The sequence below is a fragment of the Stenotrophomonas sp. Ps181 genome, assembly GCF_025697425.1.
Taxonomy (GTDB): Bacteria; Pseudomonadota; Gammaproteobacteria; order Xanthomonadales; family Xanthomonadaceae; genus Stenotrophomonas; species Stenotrophomonas sepilia.
In genome coordinates this window covers 124,276-150,095 of sequence record NZ_JAHWBI010000003.1, presented here as the reverse complement: position 1 = coordinate 150,095, position 25,820 = coordinate 124,276, and the positions used below count along the sequence as shown (strand labels likewise).

26 protein-coding genes are annotated in these 25,820 nt (G+C 67.4%); all 26 read left to right on the top strand.

The window, feature by feature from the left end; all coding sequences use genetic code 11:
- The gene (gene flgK / locus KXV01_RS07595; protein ID WP_111096968.1) at positions 1-1,881 is read left to right on the top strand and encodes a flagellar hook-associated protein FlgK; all 1,881 of its coding nucleotides are present in this window, start codon (positions 1-3) and stop codon (positions 1,879-1,881) included.
- Positions 1,878-3,080, top strand: coding sequence for a flagellar hook-associated protein FlgL (gene flgL / locus KXV01_RS07590; RefSeq protein ID WP_049412414.1), 1,203 nt, complete (start codon positions 1,878-1,880; stop codon positions 3,078-3,080). The genes flgK and flgL overlap by 4 nt, the downstream gene beginning before the upstream one ends.
- 419 nt (positions 3,081-3,499) lie before the next feature.
- Positions 3,500-4,717 carry a flagellin gene (locus KXV01_RS07585; protein ID WP_005416451.1) on the top strand — a complete coding sequence of 406 codons (1,218 nt, stop codon included), beginning with the start codon at positions 3,500-3,502 and terminating at the stop codon, positions 4,715-4,717.
- A gap of 72 nt (positions 4,718-4,789) precedes the next feature.
- Positions 4,790-5,980, top strand: coding sequence for a flagellin (locus KXV01_RS07580; protein WP_099485385.1), 1,191 nt, complete (start codon positions 4,790-4,792; stop codon positions 5,978-5,980).
- A gap of 86 nt (positions 5,981-6,066) precedes the next feature.
- Positions 6,067-7,245 (top strand): flagellin, encoded by a 1,179-nt coding sequence (locus KXV01_RS07575; RefSeq protein ID WP_049442739.1) that lies wholly within the window; start codon positions 6,067-6,069, stop codon positions 7,243-7,245.
- 441 nt (positions 7,246-7,686) lie between these two features.
- Positions 7,687-9,102 (top strand): flagellar filament capping protein FliD, encoded by a 1,416-nt coding sequence (fliD, locus tag KXV01_RS07570; protein ID WP_049412079.1) that lies wholly within the window; start codon positions 7,687-7,689, stop codon positions 9,100-9,102.
- Between the two features lie 128 nt (positions 9,103-9,230).
- Positions 9,231-9,647, top strand: a complete 417-nt coding sequence (gene fliS / locus KXV01_RS07565) for a flagellar export chaperone FliS (RefSeq protein WP_005416447.1) — start codon at positions 9,231-9,233, stop codon at positions 9,645-9,647.
- On the top strand, positions 9,644-9,937 hold the full coding sequence (locus tag KXV01_RS07560; RefSeq protein ID WP_005416446.1) for a hypothetical protein: 294 nt from the start codon (positions 9,644-9,646) through the stop codon (positions 9,935-9,937). The genes fliS and KXV01_RS07560 overlap by 4 nt, the downstream gene beginning before the upstream one ends.
- The gene (locus tag KXV01_RS07555) at positions 9,934-10,512 is read left to right on the top strand and encodes a PilZ domain-containing protein (protein WP_049412084.1); all 579 of its coding nucleotides are present in this window, start codon (positions 9,934-9,936) and stop codon (positions 10,510-10,512) included. Before KXV01_RS07560 ends, KXV01_RS07555 begins: the two co-directional genes overlap by 4 nt.
- Before the next feature lie 92 nt (positions 10,513-10,604).
- Positions 10,605-11,237, top strand: coding sequence for a response regulator transcription factor (locus tag KXV01_RS07550; RefSeq protein WP_111096969.1), 633 nt, complete (start codon positions 10,605-10,607; stop codon positions 11,235-11,237).
- Positions 11,238-11,556: 319 nt separating this feature from the next.
- Positions 11,557-12,966, top strand: coding sequence for an RNA polymerase factor sigma-54 (gene rpoN / locus KXV01_RS07545; protein WP_263467647.1), 1,410 nt, complete (start codon positions 11,557-11,559; stop codon positions 12,964-12,966).
- A gap of 14 nt (positions 12,967-12,980) precedes the next feature.
- Complete coding sequence (locus KXV01_RS07540; RefSeq protein WP_005409556.1) at positions 12,981-13,358, top strand: response regulator transcription factor; 378 nt, start codon at positions 12,981-12,983, stop codon at positions 13,356-13,358.
- The gene (locus KXV01_RS07535; RefSeq protein ID WP_111096970.1) at positions 13,355-14,860 is read left to right on the top strand and encodes a sigma-54 dependent transcriptional regulator; all 1,506 of its coding nucleotides are present in this window, start codon (positions 13,355-13,357) and stop codon (positions 14,858-14,860) included. Before KXV01_RS07540 ends, KXV01_RS07535 begins: the two co-directional genes overlap by 4 nt.
- A 155-nt stretch (positions 14,861-15,015) precedes the next feature.
- Positions 15,016-15,462 (top strand): hypothetical protein, encoded by a 447-nt coding sequence (locus tag KXV01_RS07530; RefSeq protein ID WP_111096971.1) that lies wholly within the window; start codon positions 15,016-15,018, stop codon positions 15,460-15,462.
- 448 nt (positions 15,463-15,910) lie between these two features.
- Entirely contained in the window at positions 15,911-16,276 is a 366-nt protein-coding gene (gene fliE, locus KXV01_RS07525; protein WP_014037113.1) for a flagellar hook-basal body complex protein FliE, read from the top strand.
- A 13-nt stretch (positions 16,277-16,289) separates the two neighbouring features.
- Positions 16,290-17,936: a flagellar basal-body MS-ring/collar protein FliF gene (gene fliF, locus KXV01_RS07520; protein ID WP_049412900.1), complete on the top strand. Its 1,647-nt coding sequence runs from the start codon at positions 16,290-16,292 to the stop codon at positions 17,934-17,936.
- Positions 17,937-17,943: 7 nt separating this feature from the next.
- Positions 17,944-18,930, top strand: coding sequence for a flagellar motor switch protein FliG (gene fliG, locus KXV01_RS07515; RefSeq protein ID WP_024958226.1), 987 nt, complete (start codon positions 17,944-17,946; stop codon positions 18,928-18,930).
- Positions 18,927-19,568: a FliH/SctL family protein gene (locus KXV01_RS07510; protein ID WP_049438661.1), complete on the top strand. Its 642-nt coding sequence runs from the start codon at positions 18,927-18,929 to the stop codon at positions 19,566-19,568. Before fliG ends, KXV01_RS07510 begins: the two co-directional genes overlap by 4 nt.
- Entirely contained in the window at positions 19,565-20,950 is a 1,386-nt protein-coding gene (locus KXV01_RS07505) for a FliI/YscN family ATPase (RefSeq protein WP_049412897.1), read from the top strand. Before KXV01_RS07510 ends, KXV01_RS07505 begins: the two co-directional genes overlap by 4 nt.
- 3 nt (positions 20,951-20,953) lie before the next feature.
- Complete coding sequence (gene fliJ / locus KXV01_RS07500) at positions 20,954-21,421, top strand: flagellar export protein FliJ (protein WP_005416437.1); 468 nt, start codon at positions 20,954-20,956, stop codon at positions 21,419-21,421.
- Positions 21,421-22,590 carry a flagellar hook-length control protein FliK gene (locus KXV01_RS07495; RefSeq protein WP_111096373.1) on the top strand — a complete coding sequence of 390 codons (1,170 nt, stop codon included), beginning with the start codon at positions 21,421-21,423 and terminating at the stop codon, positions 22,588-22,590. The genes fliJ and KXV01_RS07495 overlap by 1 nt, the downstream gene beginning before the upstream one ends.
- A gap of 128 nt (positions 22,591-22,718) precedes the next feature.
- Positions 22,719-23,234, top strand: a complete 516-nt coding sequence (locus KXV01_RS07490) for a flagellar basal body-associated FliL family protein (protein ID WP_005416435.1) — start codon at positions 22,719-22,721, stop codon at positions 23,232-23,234.
- 10 nt (positions 23,235-23,244) lie between these two features.
- On the top strand, positions 23,245-24,249 hold the full coding sequence (fliM, locus tag KXV01_RS07485) for a flagellar motor switch protein FliM (protein ID WP_049412894.1): 1,005 nt from the start codon (positions 23,245-23,247) through the stop codon (positions 24,247-24,249).
- Positions 24,246-24,581 (top strand): flagellar motor switch protein FliN, encoded by a 336-nt coding sequence (gene fliN / locus KXV01_RS07480; RefSeq protein WP_005409543.1) that lies wholly within the window; start codon positions 24,246-24,248, stop codon positions 24,579-24,581. The genes fliM and fliN overlap by 4 nt, the downstream gene beginning before the upstream one ends.
- Positions 24,578-24,997, top strand: coding sequence for a flagellar biosynthetic protein FliO (fliO, locus tag KXV01_RS07475; RefSeq protein ID WP_014037105.1), 420 nt, complete (start codon positions 24,578-24,580; stop codon positions 24,995-24,997). Before fliN ends, fliO begins: the two co-directional genes overlap by 4 nt.
- 1 nt (position 24,998) lies before the next feature.
- Positions 24,999-25,778, top strand: a complete 780-nt coding sequence (gene fliP / locus KXV01_RS07470) for a flagellar type III secretion system pore protein FliP (RefSeq protein WP_014647039.1) — start codon at positions 24,999-25,001, stop codon at positions 25,776-25,778.
- Positions 25,779-25,820 lie beyond the last annotated feature (42 nt).

Sequence of the window (25,820 nt, the reverse complement as noted above, 5' to 3'; positions counted from 1 at the left end):
ATGTCCAGCGTACTTTCCACCGGTACCGGTGCCCTGCTCGCCTTCCAGCGTGCGTTGGCGACCACCAGCCACAACGTGGCCAACCTCAATACACCCGGCTACAGCCGGCAGAAGGTGAACTTCGCCACCGCCGATCCACAGAACTATGGCTATGGCACGGTCGGCAACGGCACCCGCATCACCGACATCCGTCGCACGGCCGACCAGCTGGCGATTTCGCGCCTGCTCGACAGCAGCGGTGAGCTGGCGCGCCTGAAGCAGCTTTCGGGCATGGCCGACCGGGTCAACGCCCTGTTCTCCGATGCCGCCACCAACGTGGCCGGCGTCTGGTCGAACTTCTTCGACTCGGTCAGTGGCCTGTCGTCCAACGCGGCCGGCACCGCCGACCGCCAGAACATGCTCGACGGTGGCAAGGCGCTGGCCACCCGCTTCGTGCAGCTCAACACGCACCTGAACAATCTCAACAGCGAGGTCAACAACGGCCTGCTGGCCGGTGCGACCGAGGTCAACCGCCTTGCGCAGGAGATCGCGCAGATCAACGGTGCCATCGGCACCAACATTGCCTCGGCGGCACCGGACCTGCTCGACCGCCGCGACCAGCTGATCACCCAGCTGATCGGCTACACCGGTGGCACCGCGGTGATCCAGGACGGCGGCATCATGAATGTCTACACTGCCGGCGGCAACGCGCTGGTGGTGGGCACCACGGCGACCAAGGTCACCACCGTGGCCGATCCGTACCAGCCCGAGCGCCTGCAGCTGGCACTGGAGACCCAGGGCAACACCATCCGCCTCGACCCGAAAGCGGTCGGTGGCCAGATCGGTGGCCTGCTGGAATTCCGCGACACCGTGCTGACCCCTGCGCAGGCCGAACTGGGCAAGCTGGCGGTGGGCCTGGCCGAGAGCTTCAACCAGGTCCACCACCAGGGTGTGGATCTGTATGGCCAGATGGGCGGGGACTTCTTCAACATCGGCAGCCCGCGCGTGACCGGCAACAACAGCAATACCGGAACCGCCAGCCTCAGCGCCACCTATGGCGACCTGGGCAAACTGGACGCACAGAACGTGGTGCTGCAGTTCGATGGCACCACCTGGAAGGCCAGCCGCGCCGACACCGGCGCCAGCATTCCCCTGACCGGCACCGGCACCGCCGCCGATCCGCTGGTGATCAACGGCGTGAACCTGGTCGTCGGCGGCACCCCGGCGGCCAATGACCGCTTCCTGCTGCAGCCCACCGCCGGCGTGGCCGGCAGCCTGGAGATGGCCATCACCGATCCGTCGCGCATTGCCGCGGCCGCCGCAGTCAAGGGCGCAGCCGCCACCGCCAACACCGGTACCGGCAAGCTGAGCGGCGTCACCGTCACCGATTCGGCCAACGCGAACCTGCGCAACCCGTCGGCGATCGTGTTCACGTCGGCGACCACCTACACCATCGACGGTGGCCCGCCGCAGACCTATACGCCTGGCCAGACCATCAGTGCCAACGGCTGGAGTTTCGTGCTCGATGGCGCGCCCAAGGTGGGCGATACCTTCAATATCACCCCGACCCCGGCCGGTTCGTCGGACAACAGCAACGCCTCCAGGCTGGCCAAGGTGGAAAGCACGAAGGCCTTCAACGCCGGAACGGTGACACTGAACGGTGCACTGGGTGGCCTGACCACCCAGGTCGGCGCAGCCGCCCGCTCAGCCGAGTACTCGCTCGATGCGCAGCTGGTGATCAATGACAAGGCACAGGAAGCCCGCGACGAGGTCTCCGGGGTGAACCTGGACGAAGAGGCCGCCGACATGCTGCGCCTGCAGCAGGCCTACCAGGCCGCCTCGCAGCTGATCTCCACCGCCGACAGCATGTTCCAGACCATCCTGGGAGCCGTCCGCCGATGAGCAGCCGCATCTCCACCAGCATGATGTTCAACCAGTCGGTGTCGCTGATGATGGCCAAGCAGGCCAAGCTCAGCCACCTGGAGCAGCAGATTGCCACCGGCAGCAAGATCGTCAGCGCCAAGGACGATCCGGTTGCCGCCGGCACTGCAGTCGGCCTTGATCGCAGCCTGGCCGCACTGGACCGCATGAAGCTCAACGCCGGCAATGTGCAGAACCGCCTGGGTGTGCAGGAAAACACCCTGGCGCAGGTCAACGACCTGATGGCGCGCGTCAACGATCTGACCATCCAGGCCAGCAATCCGGCGCTGAGCGCGGCGGACAAGAAGACGCTGATCACCGAGGTCAACCAGATCCGCGATGGCCTGCTGTCGCTGGCCAACGCCGACGATGGTACCGGCCGCTACGTGTTCGGTGGCACCAACGACGGTGACCCGCCGTTTGCCAAGATCAACGGCAAGGTGGTCTATCGCGGCGACCAGACCCAGCGCCAGGTTGAAGTCGGCCCCGATACCTATGTGCGCGACGCCCTGCCCGGCAGCGAGATCTTCATGCGCATCCCCACCGGCGATGGCTTCGTTGACGGCAGCGCCGCGGCCGGCAACACCGGCAACGGCGTGCTGACCAACATCACCCGCGACGGCAGCGACAGCTGGAACGGCCAGGGCTTCAGCGTGCGCTTCACCACCGGCACCCAGTACGAGGTGGTGGATGGTGCGGGCAACGTGACCGGCACCGGCACCTACAAGGCTGGCGACGACCTGGAAGTGAACGGTGTGCGCCTGCGCATCACCGGCGCACCGGCAGCGGGCGACAGCTTCAGCGTACAGGCCGCCAGCAGCCGCGACATCTTCTCCACCATGGACAACCTGGTCGCCGCGCTGGGTGCCGACACCGGTACCACCGCGCAGATGACTGCGCAGCAGAATCAGCTGCAGAGCGCACTGCGCGACGTGGCGCGCGCCTCGGAGCGGATGATCGATTCGCGCGCTGCCGGTGGTGCGCAGTTGAAGGCGCTGGACAACGCGGCGGAGATGCGCGAGGCCAATGGCGTGACCCTGAAGACCACGCTGTCGCAGATGCGCGACCTGGATTACGCCGATGCACTGAGCCAGTACCAGCTGCAGAGCACCGCACTGCAGGCGGCGCAGACAATCTTCTCGCAGATGCAGTCGATGTCGCTGTTCAACAAGCTGCGCTGACGCCTCTCCTGCGTCACCCCTGAAAGGCCGCGATGCCCTGCATCGCGGCCTTTTTCTTTTGCGCGCTCCCGTGTTGTTGCCCTCGACGGACATGGCCTGGTGCTGCCTGGCGCAGGTTCCAGCCAATTTTCCGTGATTTTCCATCAAGCCCGACCCCGCCCCGCCGATACCTTCATCAGCGCTGGTCAGGCCCTGCCCGACCGCCCCTCCCGGGGTCGCTTCCACCCTGGCAACAGGGCTGAAAACCCCGGGAAAACAGCTTCAGGCAACGAATTCTGGCTTCAGCGGAATTCACGGCTAAAGGTTGTTGACAAAGCGCCGTTATTCATTTGGCAACGGCGAAGCACACAGCCACACAAAAAAACAGGCGGCGCTTCGTTTCATTCACCAACGGGTTCCATATAAGAGGAGACGACCCCATGGCACAGGTAATCAACACCAATACGATGTCGCTCAACGCTCAGCGCAACCTGAGCACCAGCGGCAGCTCGCTCGCCACCACCATCCAGCGCCTCTCGTCCGGCCTGCGCATCAACAGCGCGAAGGACGACGCGGCCGGCCTGGCCATCAGCGAGCGCTTCACCACCCAGATCCGTGGTCTGGACGTGGCCATCCGCAACGCCAACGACGGCATCTCGCTGGCCCAGGTCGCCGAGGGTTCGCTGAACGAAGTCGGCAACAACCTGCAGCGCATCCGTGAACTGGGCGTGCAGGCCTCCAACGCCACCAACTCGGCCAGCGACCGCAAGGCCCTGCAGGCCGAAGTGACCCAGCTGGTCTCGGAAATCGATCGTGTGGCCAAGCAGGCCGACTTCAACGGCACCAAGCTGCTGGACGGCAGCTTCACCAGCCAGCTGTTCCAGGTCGGTGCCAACGCCGGCCAGGCCATCGCCATCAACAGCGTGGTCAACGCCAAGGCCGATTCGCTGGGGGCGGCCACCTTTGCCAACGGCTACACCGGCACTGCGCTGGCGGTGGACAAGGCCACGGCCGACACCACCTACTCCGGCCTGCAGGTCTCGGTCACCCCGCCGGGCGGCACCGCCACCACGGTCACCATCAGCGACTTCACCGTGAAGGCCGGCGAGTCGATCACCTCGGCCACCGCTGCGGCGATCAACAACAAGCTGGGTGAAACCGGCGTGGTGGCCTCGGTCAATGCCGGCGTCATCAGCCTGGCTTCGGTCAAGGATGGCCAGACCTTCGCCCTGGGCGTCAGCGCGGCAACCCCGCCGGCCGGCGTCACCGCCGCGACCATTGCCGGCCTGGGCCTGACCGAGACCAGCACCAACGGCGGCACCCTGACCGGTGCGGCGGCCAGCTTCGTCAAGGACCTCAACGTCACCACCGCCGAAGGCGCACAGAAGGCGATGTCGATCGTCGACAAGGCCCTGGAATCGGTCAACAGCGTCCGCGCCGACCTCGGCGCGATCCAGAACCGCTTCACCTCGGTGGTCGCCAACCTGCAGACCTCCTCGGAGAACCTGTCCGCATCGCGCAGCCGCATCCGCGATACCGACTTCGCCAAGGAAACCGCCGAACTGACCCGCACCCAGATCCTGCAGCAGGCCGGTACGGCCATGCTGGCCCAGGCTAACCAGGTACCGCAGAACGTGCTCAGCCTGTTGCAGCGCTGACATGAGCCGCCCCCGGGGCACGTCGGGGGCGTCTGACCCAACTCACGTGCAACCGCTCAAGGACCTCTCCTCATGGCACAAGTCATCAACACCAATACGATGTCGTTGAATGCTCAGCGTAACCTGAGCACCAGCGGCAGCTCGCTGGCCACCACCATCCAGCGCCTGTCCTCCGGTTCGCGCATCAACAGCGCCAAGGACGACGCCGCCGGCCTGGCGATCTCCGAGCGCTTCGGCACGCAGATCCGCGGTACCGACGTCGCCATCCGCAACGCCAACGACGGCATCTCGCTGGCCCAGGTCGCCGAAGGTTCGCTGACCGAAATCGGCAACAACCTGCAGCGCGTCCGCGAGCTGTCGGTGCAGGCCTCCAACGCCACCAACTCGGCCAGCGACCGCAAGGCCCTGCAGGCCGAAGTGACCCAGCTGGTCTCGGAAATCGACCGCGTCGCCAAGCAGTCGGACTTCAACGGCACCAAGCTGCTGGACGGTTCGTTCTCCAGCCAGCTGTTCCAGGTCGGTGCCAACGCCGGCCAGGCCATCGCCATCGACAAGACCATCGATGCCAAGGCCAATGCCCTGGGCGGCGCCAAGTTCGACACCAACTCGCTGGCCCTGGCCGACCCGGGCACCAACGCTGATTTCAGCACCACCGGCCTGTCCATCAATGGCGTCGCCATCGCTGACGTCTCGGTCAAGCAGGGCGCGGACGCCGCTGCCACCGGCAAGGCCTCGCGCGAAGCACTGGTCACCGCGATCAACGCCAAGATCGGCGAGACCGGCGTCTATGCGGAAGTGAACGGCACCACCGGCGTGACCCTGACCTCGGTCAAGGACAGCACCAACGCCGATGGCTCGTTCAAGGCCATCACCGCGACCCCGGGCACCTGGACCGGCGCCACTGCGCCGACCTTCACCGCGACCACCGACGCTGCGGCGCCGGCCGCCAAGTACGCCAGCAACCTGGACGTCAGCACCGTGAAGGGCGCCCAGCAGGCGATGGAAATCGTCGACAAGGCCCTGGGTGCGATCAACAGCACCCGCGCCGACCTCGGTGCCGTGCAGAACCGCTTCACCTCGGTCGTGGCCAACCTGCAGACCTCGTCGGAAAACCTGTCGGCATCGCGTAGCCGCATCAAGGACACCGACTTTGCCAAGGAAACCGCCGAACTGACCCGCACCCAGATCCTGCAGCAGGCTGGTACGGCCATGCTGGCCCAGGCCAACCAGGTGCCGCAGGGCGTGCTCAGCCTGCTGCGCTGATCCACTCGCTGATCGACCTCCGGGCGCTGCATGACGCCGCGCCCGGATCCTGAAACACGTTCCACCTTCGCCAAAGGAAAAGCACCATGGCACAAGTCATCAACACCAACACCATGTCCCTGAATGCTCAGCGCAACCTGAGCACCAGCGGCAGCTCGCTGGCCACCACCATCCAGCGCCTGTCCTCCGGTTCGCGCATCAACAGCGCCAAGGACGACGCCGCCGGCCTGGCGATCTCCGAGCGCTTCGGCACGCAGATCCGCGGTACCGACGTCGCCATCCGCAACGCCAACGACGGCATCTCGCTGGCCCAGGTCGCCGAAGGTTCGCTGACCGAAATCGGCAACAACCTGCAGCGCGTCCGCGAGCTGTCGGTGCAGGCCTCCAACGCCACCAACTCGGCCAGCGACCGCAAGGCCCTGCAGGCCGAAGTGACCCAGCTGGTCTCGGAAATCGACCGCGTTGCCAAGCAGTCGGACTTCAACGGCACCAAGCTGCTGGACGGCACCTTCTCCAGCCAGCTGTTCCAGGTCGGCGCCAATGCCGGCCAGGCCATCGCCATCGACAAGACCATCGATGCCAAGGCCGGCTCGCTGGGCACCTCGACCTTCGCCACCGGTGCGACCGCTGCCCTGGCCGCCAGCACCGACGGTGCCCGCTTCTCCGGCACCGTGATGGGCGTGGACATCGGCACGGTTGAAGTGAAGGCCGGCGCCACCACGGCGGATGCATCCAAGGCCGTCGCCACCGCCATCAACGCCAAGATCGGCGAGGCCGGCATCTACGCCGAAGCCAATGCCGACGGCTCCCTGAAGCTGAGCTCGGTGAAGGAAGGCAAGGCCGTTGCCACTGCCGATATCGCCCTGATGCGCAGCGACTACGATGCCACCGCCAAGACCTGGGGCACCGCAGCGGCTGCCGGCGCCTACACTGCTGGCACCGACACCTCGGCCAACGTGCAGAAGCTGGACGTGAGCACCGTGCTCGGTGCCCAGCAGGCCCTGGAAGTGGTCGACAAGGCCCTGGGTGCGATCAACAGCACCCGCGCCGACCTCGGTGCGATCCAGAACCGCTTCACCTCGGTCGTGGCCAACCTGCAGACCTCGTCGGAAAACCTGTCGGCATCGCGCAGCCGCATCAAGGACACCGACTTCGCCAAGGAAACCGCCGAACTGACCCGCACCCAGATCCTGCAGCAGGCCGGTACGGCCATGCTGGCCCAGGCCAACCAGGTGCCGCAGGGCGTGCTCAGCCTGCTGCGCTGATCCACGGCAAGAAGGCGCCGCTACCGTCGGGTCGAACCGACGGTAGCGGCAACCGGGAAGCCACCATGCACGAAGGCGCGGGCCATGCCCGGCCCGGGATGAGTCCCGATCCGGCTTGGCATCGCCCGCTCCTGCGGACCTCTCTTTCAGCGCTGTACCTTTGACTGTACGTACCGGGCGGCTTCGTCTCCCCCCGATTGTCAGTAGCCTGATCCCTCCCCTGCATTGGGGGAGGGCTTTTTGCAGACTCCCGGCAGCCCGCGGTGAACCCACCCGCACCCTGCCCCAGCCCTCCTGCAACCCGCGTGCCAGAACCTGCGCCAGGCGCTTGGCACGGCACATGCATCAACGAAGTCCTCAAGACCCAGCGGCGCAGGCCGCTATTTTCGTTGACGACGGGCCAGCGCACGACGGCCGGGCCCGGATACCAGGAGAAACGACGTGGCAGACTTTGGATACGGTGGCATTGGCTCGGGACTGGATATTTCCAGCATCGTCAACCAGCTGGTCGCAGCTGACCGCAAGCCCGCCGACAATGCGCTGAACCTGCAGCAGTCCAAGGCCAAGATGCAGCTGTCGTCGATCGGCACCATCACCTCGGCCTTCGACAAGCTGAAGACGGCGCTGACCGCACTGAAGGCCACCACGGCGTTCGACACGCGCACGGTGACCGCCAGCAAGGGCGGCGACAAGGGCACCGACGAGATCCTGACGGCGTCGGTCGCGCTGTATGACGTTGGCACCACCAAGGCGGCGGCCTCCAACGGCACGCACGTGGTCAATGTCACCTCGCTGGCCACCGCGCACAAACTGATCGCCGATACCTCGGTACCGAAGACCGACACGTTTGCTGCCGGAACCTTGACGCTGACCGTTGGCGTGGGCGACAAGGCCAAGACCATGAACGTGGAGGTGGAGGACGGCGACACGCTGACCACCATCCGCAACAAGATCGATGCGGCCGGCCGCAAGGAAGGCGTGCAGGCCACCCTGATCAGCTCCGGCGACGACCAGTACCTGTCGATCGCCCAGGAGAAGACCGGTGCCGCCAACGCGATCAAGCTCGAGTACGCAGGCAGCGACGCCAAGCTGGGGGGGCTGGTCAACAGCCTCAAGCAGAACACCGCCGCCGCCGACGCCGAGCTGACCATCGATGGTGTGAAGGTCGTCAGCGCCAGCAATACCGTGGCCGATGCGGTTCCGGGCCTGACCCTGAACCTGAAGATGCCGGGCACCAGCACGGTGACCATCAGCACGGATACTGCGGCAGCCACCAAGGTGATGCAGGAGTTCGTCACCGCCTACAACGCTGCACTGGCGGCGATCAACACCGAAACCAAGTACGACGCCAAGACCAAGGAAGCCTCCACGCTGACCGGCGATGCGCAGATGCGCGGCGCCACCAGCCAGCTGCGCTCGGTGATGTCGAGCGTGCTCAAGGACCTGGCCGGTGACAAGCTCGATGCCAAGGCGATCGGCCTGGATACCCGCGGCTATCCCAACGCCGACGGCACGCTGATCCTGGACACCACCAAGTTCGCCGCCGCCCTGGCCAGCCAGCCGGAGAAGATGCGCCAGGCGATCACCGGTGATACCGGCGGCGCCGGCAAGCTGTACACGCTGGTCGACGGTTATGTGAGCACCACGGTCGGCAAGGAAGGCGCGTTCGTCGCGCGCACCAAGGGCCTGAACACCACGCTGGACAACATCGACAAGCGCCGCAAGGATCTCGACACGCGGATGAAGAGCGTGGAAGAGCGCTACAAGAAGCAGTTCATCGCGCTGGACAGCCTGATGGGCAAGTTGCAGCAGAGCAACACGGCGCTGCAGCAGCAGCTGGCACAGTTGAACCGCTGACGATGCGTGCGTGGCACTCAAGTTTGCCGCGCAATGCACCGATAACGGACGCAACAGCAATCATCGCCGCGCCGCCGGCACCGATCCCCACGATCACCCGACGGCACCCCGCGCAAGGAGAATCACGAATGTACGGTTCCAGCCGTCAATATGCCGAGCAGTACCGCCAGGTGGGAGTGACCAGTGCGGTCGCCGATGCCGATCCGCACAAGCTGGTGGCGATGCTGCTGGCCGGCGCGCTGGAGCGCGTGCGTCGCGCCCTGGCCAGCCTCGAGCGCGGCGACCAGGCCGGCAAGGGCAAGGCGATCGGCGAAGTCTGCGCGATCGTCGGCCACCTCAACGGCTCGCTGGACCATGAGGCCGGTGGCGAGATCGCCGGCAACCTGTCGGCCCTGTACGATTACGTGCTGCAGCGCCTGACCGAAGCCAACCTGCACAACGACCGCGCCGCGCTGGATGAATCGCTGCAGCTGCTGGGCGAGATCGACAGCGCCTGGAACGCGATCCCGCACGAACAGCGGCGCCCGGCCGCGGTGGCGCCATGAGCCTGCCGGAACTGCACGCGCAGCTGGATGCCTTCGAGAAGGCACTGGGCGATGATGCCCTGGACCAGGCCGACAGCCTGCTCGACGGGCACGACAGCACCCTGCATGCCCTGCTCAGCCAGCCGCTGACCGCTGCGGACCACGCGCCGCTGAGCGCCCTGTTCGAGCGCCAGCAGAGCCTTCTGGGCCTGCTGCGCCAGCGCCGCGATGCAGCGGCCGCACTGATGAATGACGGCCAGCGCTCTCTTCGCGCCGCCCATGCCTACCTGCAGGCAGAATCGCTGGCATGACCCAGCTGCCGACCACGTCGCTGCACCATCCCGCCGAAAGCGAGCTGTTCGACGAAACGCTCAGCTGCGAGCTGGCCCTGCCGGCCGAGTTCCAGGCGGGAAGCGCGGCCGGACGCACCAGCGGTGCCGAAGGCCTGCTGCGCAGCCTGGCACTGGTCGAAGACAGCCGTGTTGACGAGCACGACGAACGCAACGAGGCCACCCTGCAGCTGCAACGCCTTGAAGCCAAGCTGGACCTGGCGATGGTGCTGCTCGGCCGCTTGGTGCGCCAGCAGGGCCTGGAATTGCCCCTGCGGCCGGTGCGCTGGTCGCGCCGTGGCATCCGCCTGCAGCTGGGCCCGCGCAGTGGCGCCAGCCCCGGCCAGGCCGGCGTGGTGCGCCTGCAGCCCAGCGACTGGCTGCCCGACCACATCGACCTGCCGGTGGAAGTGGTTGCCGAAGCGGCCGATGGCGGCGGCGGCCACTATCTGTGGCTGCGCTTCCAGCGCCTTGGCGATGGCCTGGAAATGGCCATGGAGCGCCACCTGTTCCGCCTGCACCGACGCCAGGTGGCCGAGGCACGCCGGGCGCGCTGAAAGCTGCCACCATCACGCGTGGCGGGCAAGCCTTGGCGCGCCCGTTCAGCTAAGTTAAGGTGGACTCCCCTACACGGACCTGCTGCGTGCCTGTGCGAGTTCTCATCGTCGACGATCACACCCTGGTCCGCGCCGGCCTGGCGCGGCTGCTGCAGGGGTTTGCCGACGTGCAGCTCGTCGCCGAGGCCAGCAACGCTGAACAGGCGCTGCAGCTGGCCCTGCTGCACGCGCCGGATGTGGTGCTGATGGATCTCTCGTTGCCGGGCCGCACCGGCCTGGAAGCGCTCAGCGACATCCGCCTGCGCGCCCCCGGTACCCGGGTGGTGATGATGACCATGCACGACGATGCCGCCCATGTGCGCGATGCCCTGGATCGTGGCGCGGTCGGGTTCGTGGTGAAGGATGCAGCACCGCAGGAGCTGGAACTGGCGCTGCGCGCCGCGCATGCCGGCCAGGTGTTCCTGAGTCCGCAGATCTCGGCCAAGATGCTGGCACCCATGCTGGGCCGCGAGAAGCCTACCGGCATCGCCGCGCTGTCGCCGCGCCAGCGCGAGATCCTGCGCCGCATCGGCAAGGGCGAAAGCAACAAGGAAATCGCCGCCGACCTCGGCATCAGCGTGAAGACGGTGGAAACCCACCGCGCACGCATGATGGAGTCATTGGGCTGCCGCCGCGCCAATGACCTGTTGCTGCTGGCCGCGCGCCACCAGCACGAGCTGGAATAAGCGCCAGTAGCGGAGTCGGATCCCGTTGCAGCGGAAAGGCATCTGCCCGCGAGGCACTGCACTGACGACGAATTCCCGTCACCCCGGCATTGCCTGACAGGAATCCGTACACGGGCCGCTGCGAACCCCGCCGCTTCTGCACGACGAATCAATGACTTGGCGGCCCGTTTCGTCAATATCCCGAGGCAATGTAGGGATAACCCCTACATCCTGTCGGGACAACCACGAACCCCCTCAGGAACCCCCCGATTCCGCCCACGCCGGATCAAAAGCAAGATGCGTTCCACAAGGCGCCGGGGAGCGGCGCCGGGGAACCACGATGAAGGCTGCACTCTCGACCCAGCTGGGCCAACAACTTCACCTCACCCCGCAGCTGCTGCAGTCGATCCGGCTGCTGCAGCTCGATGGCCTGCACCTGGAGCAGGAAATCCAGCGCCTGCTGGACTCCAACCCGCTGCTGGAGATCGAAGAGGCCGAAGCGCCTGCCGCCGATGCCACCGAGGCCGCCGCCACCACGCTGGAAACCGCTGCGTTCGACGAGTTGCCGGAGTCTTCGATGTGGGACGTGGCCGGCGCCAGCTGGCAGGACGGCGACGACGACCGCATGGCGCGCATTGCCGCCGGTGAATCGACCGACCCGCAGCTGCGCGTGCTGCAGCGCCTGGCGCTGGACATGGACGACCGCGAACTGGCGGTGGCCGCGTTCTGGCTCGACCACTGCGATGAGGCCGGCTACCTGCAGGCGCCGCTGGCACAGCTGCAGCTGCTGGCCAGCGCCCAGTTCGACATCGCCGCCGAGGGCGTCGAGGCCATCCGCCAGCAGCTGCTGCACGGTGAACCCGCTGGCATGGCTGCGCAGGACCTGCGCGAAGGCCTGCAGGCACAACTGCGCAGCCTGCACGGCGTGGTCCCCGCTCGCCACCTGGCCGCCCGCATCCTCGATGGCGCGCTCGAGGCACTGGCCGCGCACGACTACCCCGCCCTCGCCCGCCAGCATGACGCCGAGATCGACGACGTGCGCGAGGCGGTGCGCCTGATCCTCTCGCTGCAGCCGCGCCCCGGCGACAGCCTGCTGCCTGAACGCAACGCGGTGGTGGTGCCGGACGTCGTCGCCTGGCACGCCGATGGGCAATGGAAGGTGGCACTGAACCCGGCCACCAGCCGCCGCGTCTCGATCAACAGCCAGTACGAACAGGCGCTGGCCGAAACCAGCGAAGCCGCGCCGGCACTGCGCGAGATGCTGCAGGAGGCGCGCTGGTTCAGCCGCGGCCTGTCGATGCGCTACGACACCCTGCTGCGCACCGCGCGGGTGATCGTCGAGCGCCAGGCCGCCTTCCTGGTGCGAGGCGAAGAGGCGATGGCGCCGCTGACCCTGAAGGAAGTGGCCGAGGAAATCGGCATGCACGAGTCCACCGTCTCGCGCATCACCACCGGCAAGTTCCTGCAGACCCCGCGCGGCACCTTCGAACTGAAGCACTTCTTCGCCGTGCGCCTGGAAGGCGCCAGCGTCTCCGGCCAGGCGGTGAAAGCCATGGTCCGCCGCCTGATCGACGCCGAGCCGGCCGGCCGTCCGCTGGCCGACGAGGCCATTGCCGGCCTGCTGTCACGCCAGGGGGTGAACATTGCCCGCCGAACCGTCGCAAAATACCGAGAACAACTGGATATCGCCCCGGCCCGCGAACGGCGCCGGCTCAGCGCCAGGCAACCGCAGCTGGCCCAGGTGGGCTGAAAAGGATGTTGGACATGAACAAGCTCACGGTCCTGCTGGTCGATGACCACGAGGGCTTCATCAACGCGGCGATGCGCCACTTCCGCAAGATCGACTGGCTGCAGATCGTCGGCAGCGCCGGCAACGGCCTGGAAGCGATCGAGCGCTCGGAAACGCTGCGCCCGCAGGTGGTGCTGATGGACCTGGCCATGCCGGAAATGGGCGGCCTGCAGGCCACCCGCCTGATCAAGTCGCAGGACGATGCGCCGTACATCGTGATCGCCAGCCACTTCGACGACGCCGAGCACCGCGAACACGCGCTGCGCGCCGGCGCCGACAACTTCGTCAGCAAGCTGTCCTACATCCAGGAAGTCATGCCGATCCTGGAAGGCCTCAGGGAGGAACAGTCGTGAGTGAATCGCGCATCCTGGTGCTGGACAACGACGCCGTGCGCGCAGAGCGCACCGTTGCCCTGCTGGAATTCATGGACTTCAACCCGCGCTGGGTCTCCGACGCGGCCGACTTCGATCTGGGCCGGCAGCGCCAGCACGACTGGATGGCGGTGATCGTCGGCAGCCTGGACGACAGCCCCGCCAGCACCGCGCTGTACAACTGGCTGGGCGGCAGCAGCCTGCCGCCGCCGGTGCTGCTGGCCGATGGTGATGCTGCAGCGTTTGCCCAGCTGCACGGGCTGCACGAAGCCAACATCTGGCCGCTGGAAACGCCGCTGCGCCACGCACAGATGGAAGCCCTGCTGCGCCGCGCCAGCCTCAAGCGCCTGGACGCCGAGCATCAGGCCGGCGCCGCGCAGGATCAAGGCCCGACCGGCAACGGCCCGGCGGTGACTGCACTGCGTACCATGATCGAGCAGGTTGCCGCATTCGATACCACCGTACTGGTGCTGGGCGAATCCGGTACCGGCAAGGAAGTCGTGTCGCGTGCGATCCACCAGCGCTCGCCGCGCCGTGATGGTCCGTTCGTGGCGATCAACTGCGGCGCCATTCCGGCCGACCTGCTGGAAAGCGAACTGTTCGGCCACGAGAAGGGTGCCTTTACTGGCGCACTGACCGCGCGCAAGGGCCGTTTCGAAATGGCCGAGGGCGGCACCCTGCTGCTCGACGAGATCGGCGACATGAGCCTGCCCATGCAGGTGAAGCTGCTGCGCGTGCTGCAGGAACGCAGCTTCGAGCGCGTCGGTGGCAACCAGACCATCCGCTGCAACGTGCGCGTCGTGGCCGCGACCCACCGTGATCTGGAAACGCGCATCGCCGAAGGCAAGTTCCGCGAGGACCTGTTCTACCGCCTCAACGTGTTCCCGATCGAAGTGCCCGCGCTGCGCGAGCGGCGCGAGGACCTGCCGGCACTGGTGGAAACCATCGCCGCACAGCTGGCCCGCACCGGCCGTGGCGAAGTGCGCTTCACCCCGGAAGCGCTGCAGGCGCTGGCCGGCTACGAGTGGCCGGGCAATGTGCGCGAGCTGACCAACCTGGTCGAGCGCCTGGCGGTGCTGCATCCGGGTGGTTCGGTGCGCGTGCAGGACCTGCCGGCCCGCTATCGTGGCGACGCCGCGTTGGCAGCGGTGGCCGCACCGGCACCGGCAGCTCCGGTTGCCAGCGAAGAACGCCTGGACTTGCGCAGCTTCTCGTTCCACACGCCCGGCAGCGGCAACCAGCCGGCGCTGGAGCACGGCATCGCCGTCAATCGCCCGGCGGCACCGGCGGCACTGCCCGACGATGGCCTGGACCTGCGCAACCACATGGCCAACATCGAACTGGGCCTGATCAACGAAGCGCTGGAACGCACCCAGGGCGTGGTCGCGCACGCCGCCCAGCTGCTCGGCCTGCGCCGCACCACCCTGGTGGAAAAGCTGCGCAAGTACGGCATCGAGCGCGAGCAGGCCGAACTGGCCGGCTGAAGCTCGTCATCAGCATGAAGGGGGCACGAACGCCCGGGCTTCCCCGGGCGTTGGTGTTTTTGGCCCCCGGGGTCAGATCGCTTTCCGGCGGAACGGGATCAGAGCCCATTGCTTTTGCAGGTTTTCCTAGAGACAACACGGTCGCAGTGCGGAGCATGGCGAGGACATCCCCAAGGAGGTTCCACCATGCATCGCCTTGCCTGCTCGCCACCCTGCTCTGCCCGTCCCTGGCCACCGCGGCCAACTGCACCCTGCCCGCCACGCTCGACCAGCGCCAGTTCATCAACCTCAGCGACCCGCTGTACGCATCCGACAACCCCAACGCCGGGCGCATGGTCCAGGTCAGCTTCGCCGGCAGCCAATACGTGCTGGATATCCTCGGCACCGCGCTCCGCATCGGCGGCAGCTACCGCTACCAGCGCCTGGCTCCGCATATCGCGGAAATCCAGATGACCGAGGCCTACCCGGCCGGTTCCGCCCACTACACCCTCCTGCTGACCTGCCTGAGCGACCGCCAGGGCCGTTTCATCTACACCCAGCACGACGGCCCCATTGCCCCGCTCCAGCGTCAGAATTCCGGCCGCTGGACCCTGCAGCCGTAGGCCAGAAAACCGACGCCGGTTAAATGGCGCCTCCAATGGGGTCAGATCCCGTACCGACCAAAGCGTGTCGACCAAGGTCGACACCCACCAAGAGCAGCGTGCCGACCAACGGTCGGCACCCACCATCAGCAGCAGGTTCCAACAGCTCGCGGCCAACTGTCGAGGGCGGGGTGGGTCCGGTTGCGGGGGGCCAGATCAGTCCGCGGCATGGATGCCGCGGCCAAGCCCCCAAGGACGGGTTTACGGCGTCCCCCGTAACCGGACCCACCCCGCCACCCCACGGATAGCCCGATTTTGACGTTGATGTTGACGTCGCGTCGGCGGGTGCAGGGCGCAGCCCTGCCACCACACCCCCACCCTCACGTCACTGAATCGAAAACCGGTTTCGGCACGGCACTTGCACCTGCTCCAGCAGACAACCCCATCCCTGTTTCTGGAACCGTTGCAGATGTCCCACTCCGTCACTTCGATCCTTTCGCAGATCCGCTCCTATCAGACCCAGATGGGACAGCCGGCGCTCAACCCGCTGGGCGAAACGCCGCGCAGCAACGCCCTGCCGGGCACGGTGCTGGACGCGCCGCAGGTGCAGCCGGCCAGCTTCACCGAAACCCTGCGTGGTGCGATTGCCGGCGTCAACGATGCGCAGCAGAAGTCCGGCGCCCTCGCCAAGGCCTTCGAAATGGGCGACCCCAGCGCCGACCTGGCCAAGGTGATGGTCGCCTCGCAGCAGTCCCAGATCGCCTTCCGCGCCACCGTGGAAGTCCGCAACCGTCTCGTCCAGGCTTACCAGGACGTGATGAACATGCCGCTGTAAGGAATAGAGACGCATGGCACTGACGCTCTCCAAGGACAGCCTGAACGCCGAAAAGGCCGGGCAATGGTTCGACCGCCTGCAGAGTCTGCAGATCACCCGTCGGCTGGGCCTGATGGCGATGATCGCGGTGGCGGTGGCGGCAGGCCTGTCCGTGTTCTTCTGGTCGCAGAAGCCCGGCATGGTCCCGCTGTACACGGGCCTGGACCAGAAGGCGACCGCTGAAGCGACCGACCTGCTCCGCGCCGCGCAGATTCCGTTCGCGCTCGACCCGGCCACCGGCGGCATCACCGTGCCGGAAAAGAACCTGCACGACGCCCGCCTGAAGCTGGCCGGCTCCGGCCTGACCGACAGTGGCAAGCTCGGCTTCGAGCTGATGGAACGCGACCCGGGCTTCGGCGTCAGCCAGTTCGTCGAAAGCGCGCGCTACCAGCACGCGCTGGAAACCGAACTGTCGCGCACCATCAACACGCTGCGCCCGGTGCGCGATTCGCGCGTGCACCTGGCCATTCCCAAGCCCAGCGCCTTCACCCGCCAGCGTGACGTGGCCAGCGCCTCGGTCACCCTGGAACTGCGGGGCGGCCAGCAGCTGGAACGCAGCCAGGTCGATGCCATCGTGCACATGGTCGCGGCCAGCATTCCGGACCTCGCGCCGGAACGGGTGACCGTGGTCGACCAGAGCGGGCGCATGCTCAGCATCACCGACCCGAACAGCGAAGCGGCGGTCAATGCCGCGCAGTTCGAGCAGGTGCGCCGCCAGGAAACTTCGTTCAACCAGCGCATCCGCGAGCTGCTGGAACCGATGACCGGCCCCGGCCGCGTCAATCCGGAAGTGAGCGTGGACATGGATTTCTCGGTGACCGAGGAAGCCCGTGAGCTCTACAACGGTGAACCGCAGAAGCTGCGCAGCGAGCAGATGAGCGAGAACACCACCAGCACGCCGGGTCCGCAGGGCGTGCCGGGCGCGACCAGCAACAGTCCGCCGGGCCAGCAGGCCGCGCCGGCCACCGCGCAGACCCCGACCGAAAGCAGCAAGAACGCCACCCGCAACTACGAGCTCGACCGCACCCTGCAGCACACCCGCCAGCCGGCCGGCCGCATCAAGCGCGTGTCGGTGGCGGTGCTGGTGGACAACGTGCCGCGCGCCGGCGCCAACGGCAAGATGAGTCCGCAGCCGCTGTCGGCCGCCGAACTGACCCGCGTCGAGGCCCTGGTCAAGCAGGCCGTCGGCTTCAACGCCGAGCGTGGCGACACCGTGTCGGTGATGAATGCCCCGTTCGTGCGAGAGACCACGCCTGAACAAGGCCCGGCCTGGTGGGAGCTGCCGTGGGTGCACGACGCCGGCCGCATGCTGCTTGGCGCGGTGGTGGTGCTCGCGCTGCTGTTCGGCGTGCTGCGCCCGGCGCTGCGCGCGATCACCGGCCAGAGCAGGAAGGCGGACGAGCAGGCGCTGGAGCCGCATACCGCGGACGTCCAGTTGGTCGATGACGATGGCATTGCGCTGCCGGCGCTGGGCACCGACCGGGCAAGCCTGGGCGGACCGGATGCGCTCGCACTGCCGGTGGATTCATATGAGGAACGACTGCGGATGGCGCGTGAAGCCGTGAAGACCGACTCCAAGCGCGTGGCCCAGGTGGTCAAGGGCTGGGTGGCCAATGACTGAGGCACAACTGACCGGTGTACAGCGCGCGGCCGTGCTGCTGCTTTCGCTGGGTGAGCTGGATGCGGCCGAAGTGCTGCGCCACATGGAACCCAAGGAGGTGCAGAAGATCGGCATCGCCATGGCCACCATGACCGACATCACCCGCGAGCAGGTGGAACGGGTGATGGACCAGTTCGGCCAGGAGCTGGGCTCGAAGACCTCGCTGGGCGTGGGCTCGGACGACTACATCCGCAACATGCTGGTGCAGGCGCTGGGCAGCGAGAAGGCCGGCAACCTGATCGACCGCATCCTGCTCGGCCGCAACACCACCGGCCTGGACGCGCTGAAGTGGATGGACCCGCGTGCGGTGGCCGACCTGGTGCGCAACGAGCACCCGCAGATCATCGCCATCGTGATGGCGCACCTGGAAACCGACCAGGCCGCCGACGCGCTGAAGCTGCTGCCGGACCGCACCCGTGTGGATGTGCTGCTGCGCATCGCCACCCTCGACGGTATTCCTCCGAACGCGCTCAATGAACTCAACGAGATCATGGAGCGCCAGTTCGCCGGCAACCAGAACCTGAAGTCGTCGAACATCGGCGGCGTGCAGTGCGCGGCCAACATCCTGAACTTCATGGACAGCGGCCAGGACCAGGCGATCCTGGGCGAGATCGCGCGCATCGATGCGCCGTTGAGCAACCGCATCCAGGACCTGATGTTCGTGTTCGACGACCTGGTCGACCTGGACGATCGCGAGATGCAGCTGGTGCTGCGCGAGGTGAGCGGCGAGCGCCTGGGCCTGGCCCTGCGCGGCGCCGACATCAAGGTGCGCGACAAGATCACCCGCAACATGTCGCAGCGCGCGGCCGAAATCCTGCTCGAAGACATGGAGGCCCGCGGTCCGGTGCGCCTGTCCGACGTGGAAGGCGCGCAACGTGAGATCCTGGCCATCGTCAAGCGCATGGCCGATGAAGGCACCGTCACCATCGGTGGCAGCGCGGAGGCCATGCTGTGAGCAACGTCGTGCGCTGGCTTGCCCCGGACCTGCTGGCCCAGCCCGAACCGGTGCCGGATCAGGAGGATGCGTTCGAACTCACCGAGCCGGATCCGGAACACGAACCGGAGCCGCCGCTGCAGCTGCCGACCCTTGAAGAGATCCAGGCGATCCAGGACAGCGCCGAGAAGGAAGGGTTCGAACAGGGCCATGCCGACGGCTACGGCCAGGGCCAGGCCGAAGTACGTCGCCTCGCCGCGCAGATCGAAGGGATCCTGGACAACTTCAGCCGGCCGCTGGTGCGGCTGGAGAACGAAGTGGTCGGCGCCCTCGGCGAGCTGGCGGTACGCATCGCCGGCGCGCTGGTCGGCCGTGCCTACGAAGCCGAGCCGGCACTGCTGGCGCAGCTGGTCGGCGAAGCGATCGACGCCGTGGGCGGCAGCACCCGCGAGGTGGAAGTGCGGCTGCATCCGGATGACATCGCCGCGCTTGCCCCGCTGCTGAACCTGTCACCGGCGCAGCGCCTGGTACCGGATACCAGCCTCAGCCGTGGCGACCTGCGCGTGCACGCCGAAGCCGTGCGCATCGACGGCACCCTGGAAGCCCGCCTGCGCGGTGCGCTGGATGCGGTGATCCGCCAGACCGGAGCGACGGCATGAGCGTTGGACCGCAAACCACTCCGCCGCCGGCCGACTGGGCCGTGGCCCGCAACCTGCGCCTGGCCCGGCGCCTGGATGGCCTGCGCGTGGACACCGCGCATGGTCGTGGCCTGATCCGCGAGGGCGTGCTGCGCCGTGCGGTCGGGCTGACCCTGGAAGCGGTCGGCTGCGAAGCGCCGCTGGGTGCCAGTTGCAAGGTGGAAGTGGTCGATGGTGGCTGGGTCGACGCCGAAGTGGTCGGCTTCGCCGGCGAACGCACCTACCTGATGCCCAGCGCCGAACTGCATGGCCTGCTGCCCAACGCCCGGGTGGTGCCATCGGCGCGCCGGGGCGGCGTGGAAGTGGGCGAAGGCCTGCTCGGCCGCGTCATCGACAGCGACGGCGTGCCGCTGGACGGCAAGGGCCCGATCCGCGCCGAAGGCCATGTCGGCATGGCCGGCGTGTCGATCAATCCGCTGGCGCGTGAACCGATCACCCAGCCGCTGGACGTGGGCGTGCGCGCGATCAACGCGCTGCTGCCGATCGGCCGCGGCCAGCGCGTCGGCCTGTTCGCCGGCTCCGGCGTCGGCAAGTCGACGCTGCTGGGCATGATGACCCGCTACACCGCCGCCGACGTGATCGTGGTCGGCCTGATCGGTGAGCGCGGCCGCGAAGTGCGCGATTTCGTCGAGACCACGCTGGGCGAGGAAGGCCTGCGCCGCGCCGTGGTGGTCGCCAGCCCCGCCGACCGGCCGCCGCTGGCGCGACTGCATGGTGCCTACCGCGCCACCGCCATTGCCGAGTGGTTCCGCGACCAGGGCCTGAACGTGCTGCTGCTGATGGACTCGCTGACCCGCTTCGCCCAGGCGCAGCGCGAGATCGGCCTGTCGGTCGGCGAACCGCCGACCACCCGCGGCTACCCGCCGTCGGTGTTCGCCAAGCTGCCGGCACTGGTCGAACGCGCCGGCAATGGCGCCAAGGGCCGTGGCTCGATCACCGCGTTCTACACCGTGCTGACCGAAGGCGATGATCCGCAGGATCCGATCGCCGACGCCGCGCGCGCGATCCTCGATGGCCACATCCTGCTCTCGCGCCGCGTGGCCGACAGCGGGCTGTACCCGGCCATCGACGTCGAATCGTCGGTCAGCCGCGTGGTCACGGAAATCGCGGACGAACCGTGGCGCCTGCGCATCCGCAAGTTGAAGCGACTGGTCTCGGCCTACTCGGCCAACCGGGACCTGATCGCGATCGGTGCTTACCAGCGCGGCAACGACGCGGCCACCGACGAAGCCCTGGAACGCTGGCCGGAAATCATGGAGTTCCTCGGCCAGGACGTTGCCAAGGCCGCAGATCTCCCGCACAGCCAGGCGGCGCTGCAGCGCCTGGTGGAACAAGAGAGTTAAGCCATGAACCAGTCCAAGCGCATCGATCCCCTGCTCAAGCGGGCCCAGGAACACGAGGACGCGGTCGCCCGCGACCTGGCCGAACGCCAGCGCGTGCTCGACACCCATCTCTCGCGACTGGACGAACTGCGCCGCTATGCCGAGGAATACGCCAATGCCCAGATGGCGGCGACCAGCCCGGCACAGTTGCTCAACCGCCGCGCCTTCCTCGATCGACTGGACAGCGCGGTCGAGCAGCAGCAGGCCACGGTGAATGGCAACCGCGAAAAAGTGGAGGCCGAGCGCGCACGCCTGATCCTGGCCAGCCGTGACAAGGCGGTGCTGGAGCAGCTGGCCGCCAGCTACCGGGCGCAGGAAAAGGTGGTGACCGACCGCCGCGACCAGCGCGAGATGGACGACATTGGCGCACGGCGTGCACGCCTGGTGCAGGCCGAAGACCAGGACGGCGCCGAGCAGGGAGGCCGCTCGTGATGCCCGCCCCGCTGGCCAGCAGCGCCAACACGGCCACGCCCGCCACCAGCAACAGTGCCGCACGCGCCTCGCGCAGCGAAGGCGGAAAGGACTTCAGCCAGCTGCTGCAGAGCGGCGCCCCGTCTGCACCCACGCCAGCCGGCAGCGCCACGACACCGATGCCATCCACGCCGAGCCAACCATCGACCGCCGACAGCAATGGCCAGGCACCGGATGAACGCAACGCGGACGCCGAAGCGGCAACCGCTGAAACGCCGTCGCTGCCGCCCGTTGCCGTGACCCCGGCTGGACCCGGCACCGAAAAGGACAAGCCCGCCACGACCGAGGACGCCCCGTGGCCACCGCCGGGCCTGGCCGGCCTGGTGCTGGCGATGCCGATGCCTGCCGATCCGGCCGCTGCGCTGCCGACCACCGCTGCACCGGCGCTGGCCAGTGACGACAGCGCGCTGCCTGCTGCTGGCCCCGCCACGAACCCGACACTGCCCCCAGCCGCGCCGGCAGCGGCAACCGCAGCCCCAGTGGCGGCCGACGGCAAACCGGCTGCGACCAGCCCGGAGGATGCCACCGCGCTGCCACTGCCGGAGATGATCCTGCCCGGCAAGCGCAGCGAGCGCGGCGAAGGCAGTGACGTGGCCGTCGTTGGCGACCGCGCCGGTGCGCCGCTGCTGCACGCACCGGCAGCGGCCGCCGTACAGGACCTCAAGGCCGCACTCGCCACCGGCAACGCGATCTTCAATGGCGAACCGACGCCGAAACCCGTGCTGGGTGACGATGGCTTCGACCAGGCCATCGGCGCACGGCTGGGCTGGCTGGCCGACCAGAAGATCGGCCACGCCCACATCCGCCTGAGCCCGGACGACATGGGCCCGGTCGACGTACGTCTGCAGTTGAACGGCGACAAGGTGCATGCCAGTTTCAGCAGCCCGCACGTGGACGTTCGGCAAGCGCTGGAAAGCAGCCTGCCGCGCCTGCGCGAGCTGCTGGGCGAACAGGGCTTCCAGCTGGCCCACGCCGATGTCGGCCACCAGGCACCGGGCGGTGACGGCAATGCGCCGGGCCAGCCCGGTGGCAGCGGCATCATCGGCGACGGAGAACCGACGCCGGGCGAGGCCAGTGTGTCGTCGGCGCAGTTGATCCGCCAGCGCGGACTGCTGGACGCCTACGCCTGACAGCCGTGCCGACCAAGGTCGGCACCTACCGGCACAGGTATCCGACGGAATTCCGTCGCATCCCGCTGCCCGGCCTTCGGCACACCGCTTGCATATCCCGGTGAAGCAACCCTCAGGAGCTTCACCCCGTGGCCGCAGCCGCTGACAAAACCAAGAAGACCGCCGAGAAGGACAAGGCCGCCAAGCCGCGTAGTCCGATCCTGATCACCGCGCTGGTGGCCGTACTGGCCGCCGCTGCTGCCGGTGGCGGTGTGTGGTTCTTCACCCAGTCCAAGCACGAAGAGAAGACCGCACAGGCGCCGAAGAAGAGCGCGACCCCAGCCCCGGCGCAGTACTTCGCGCTGGATCCGGCCTTCGTGGTCAACCTCAATGGCCCGGTCGACGGCCCGCGTTACCTGCAGCTGGAGGTTCAGCTGATGACCCGCGACCCGGCCGCGCTGGAAGCGATCAAGACCCACGCCCCGGCCATCCGTGCGCGCCTGCTGATGCTGTTCTCGCAGGTCAGCCCGGACCAGATCGCCGATGTCGCCGGCAAGCAGAAGCTGCAGGCCGCCTCGTTGGCCGAAGTGCAGAAGGTGCTCAAGGCCGAGACCGGCAGCAACGGCGCCGACGATCTGCTGTTCACCAGTTTCGTGACCCAGTAAGGGCCCACCGATGAATGATCTGCTGTCCCAGGACGAGATCGATGCCCTGCTCCACGGCGTGGACAGTGGCGCGGTCGAGACCGATGCGGAACCCCCGTCAGGCGAAGCGCGCTCGTACGACTTCGCCAGCCAGGACCGCATCATCCGAGGTCGCATGCCGACCCTGGAAATGGTCCACGAGCGCTTCGCGCGCCTGTGGCGGATCGGCCTGTTCAACCTGATCCGCCGCTCGGCCGAACTGTCGGTGCGCGGCATCGAGCTGATCAAGTTCAACGACTACATGCACTCGCTGTATGTACCGACCAACCTGAACCTGATCCGCTTCAAGCCGCTGCGCGGTACCGGCCTGATCGTGTTCGAGCCGACCCTGGTGTTCGCCATCGTCGACAACTTCTTCGGCGGCGACGGGCGCTACCCCACCCGCATCGAGGGCCGCGAGTTCACGGCTACTGAAATGCGGGTGATTCACCTGCTGTTGAAGCAGACCTTCGCCGATCTGCGCGAAGCGTGGGCACCGGTGATGGATGTCGACTTCGAGTACATCAACTCGGAGATCAACCCGCATTTCGCCAACATCGTGACCCCGCGCGAGTACGTGGTGGTGTGCCGCCTGCACGTCGAGCTCGACGGCGGCGGCGGCGACATCCACGTCACCCTGCCCTATTCGATGCTGGAACCGATCCGCGAACTGCTCGACGCCGGCATCCAGAGCGACCGCAACGACCGCGACGAGAGCTGGGGCAAGACCCTGCGCGAGCAGCTCAACATCGCCGAAGTCACCCTGTCCAGCGTACTGGCCAGCAAGCGCATGACCCTGCGCGACCTGACCCGGCTGAAGGTCGGCGACATCCTGCCGATCGAGCTGAGCCCGCAGGTGCCGCTGTGCGTGGAGAACATTCCGGTGTTCACCGGCGAGTTCGGCATCGCCAACGGCATGAACGCCGTGAAGATCACCGCTACCCATCCGCCGGGCACCCGCCCGCGCGTACCCGTCATCCAGGAAGACCCGCAATGAACGATATCGACGCCCTCGAACCGACCCCGGCCCAGTTCAGCAGCCTGCAGGCCGACGAGGCCAACGGTCCGGACCTGAACCTGGACGTGATCCTCGATGTGCCGGTGACCCTGTCGCTGGAAGTCGGTCGTGCCCGCCTGCCGATCCGCAACCTGCTGCAGCTCAACCAGGGTTCAGTGGTGGAACTGGAGCGCGGTGCCGGCGAATCGCTGGACGTGTTCGTCAACGGCACCCTGATCGCCCATGGCGAAGTGGTGGTGATCAATGACCGCTTCGGTGTGCGCCTGACCGACGTGGTCAGTCCGAGCGAGCGGATCCGGAGACTGCGTTGAGCCTGCTGGCCTCCACCCTGCTGGCGGTCGGCAAGACCGCAGCGCCGATCGGCCCGCAGGTCGGCCAGCACGCGGCCGCCGCACCCAGCCTGTTCGGTGCGGTGCTGGCGCTGCTGGCGGTGCTGGCGCTGGTGATCGGCCTGGGCTGGCTGCTCAAGCGCATGCCCGGCAGCGGCTTCCGCCCGGCCGAAGGCATGAAGCTGGTGGCCAGCCTCAGCGTCGGCGCCAAGGAGCGCGTGGTGGTGGTGGAGGTCAACGGCCAGCAATTGCTGCTGGGCGTCACTGCCGGCGGCATCAACACCCTGCATACCCTGCCCGAACCGTTGCCGCCACCGGCGCCGGTGCGCGTGCCGGACTTCAAGAACCTGCCGAATTTCGCCCAGCTGCTGCAGCAGCGGCTGCGCAAGGACCCCTGACATGCGTGTCACCCGTACCCGTGTTGCCACCCTGATGCCGTGGCTGCTGTTGCTTGCCCTGTGCCTGTTGCCGGTGCTGGCGTTCGCCGCGCCCGGCGCCCCGGCCACCCCGCTGCCGGACGTCAACGTCGGCAAGATCGGCGGCCAGCCGGTCAGCCTGCCGCTGCAGACCCTGCTGCTGATGACCGCGATCACCCTGATCCCGTCGATGCTGCTGGTGCTGACCTCGTTCACCCGCATCATCATCGTGCTGGGCCTGCTGCGCCAGGCACTGGGTACCGGCCAGACGCCGTCCAACCAGGTACTGCTGGGCCTGGCCCTGTTCCTCACCGCGATGGTGATGATGCCGACCTGGGACAAGGCGTGGAGCACGGGCATGGCGCCCTATCTCAACGGCGACATTGACTTCCAGACCGCCTGGACATTGACCACGCAGCCGCTGCGCGGGTTCATGCTGGCGCAGATCCGCGAGACCGACCTGATGACCTTCGCCGGCATCGCCGGGCACGGCACCTACGCCAGCCCGGATGCGATCCCGTTCCCGGTGCTGGTCGCCTCGTTCGTCACCAGCGAACTGAAGACCGCTTTCGAGATCGGCTTCCTGATCTTCATTCCGTTCGTGATCATCGATCTGGTCGTCGCCAGCGTGCTGATGTCCATGGGCATGATGATGCTGTCGCCGATGCTGGTGTCGGCACCGTTCAAGATCCTGCTGTTCGTGCTGGTGGATGGCTGGGTGCTGACCGTGGGCACGCTGGCGGCCAGCTTCAATCCCGCCTGACGCGATCCGGCGCGATTGAAAGACAGTCGAGCATGGCTCGAC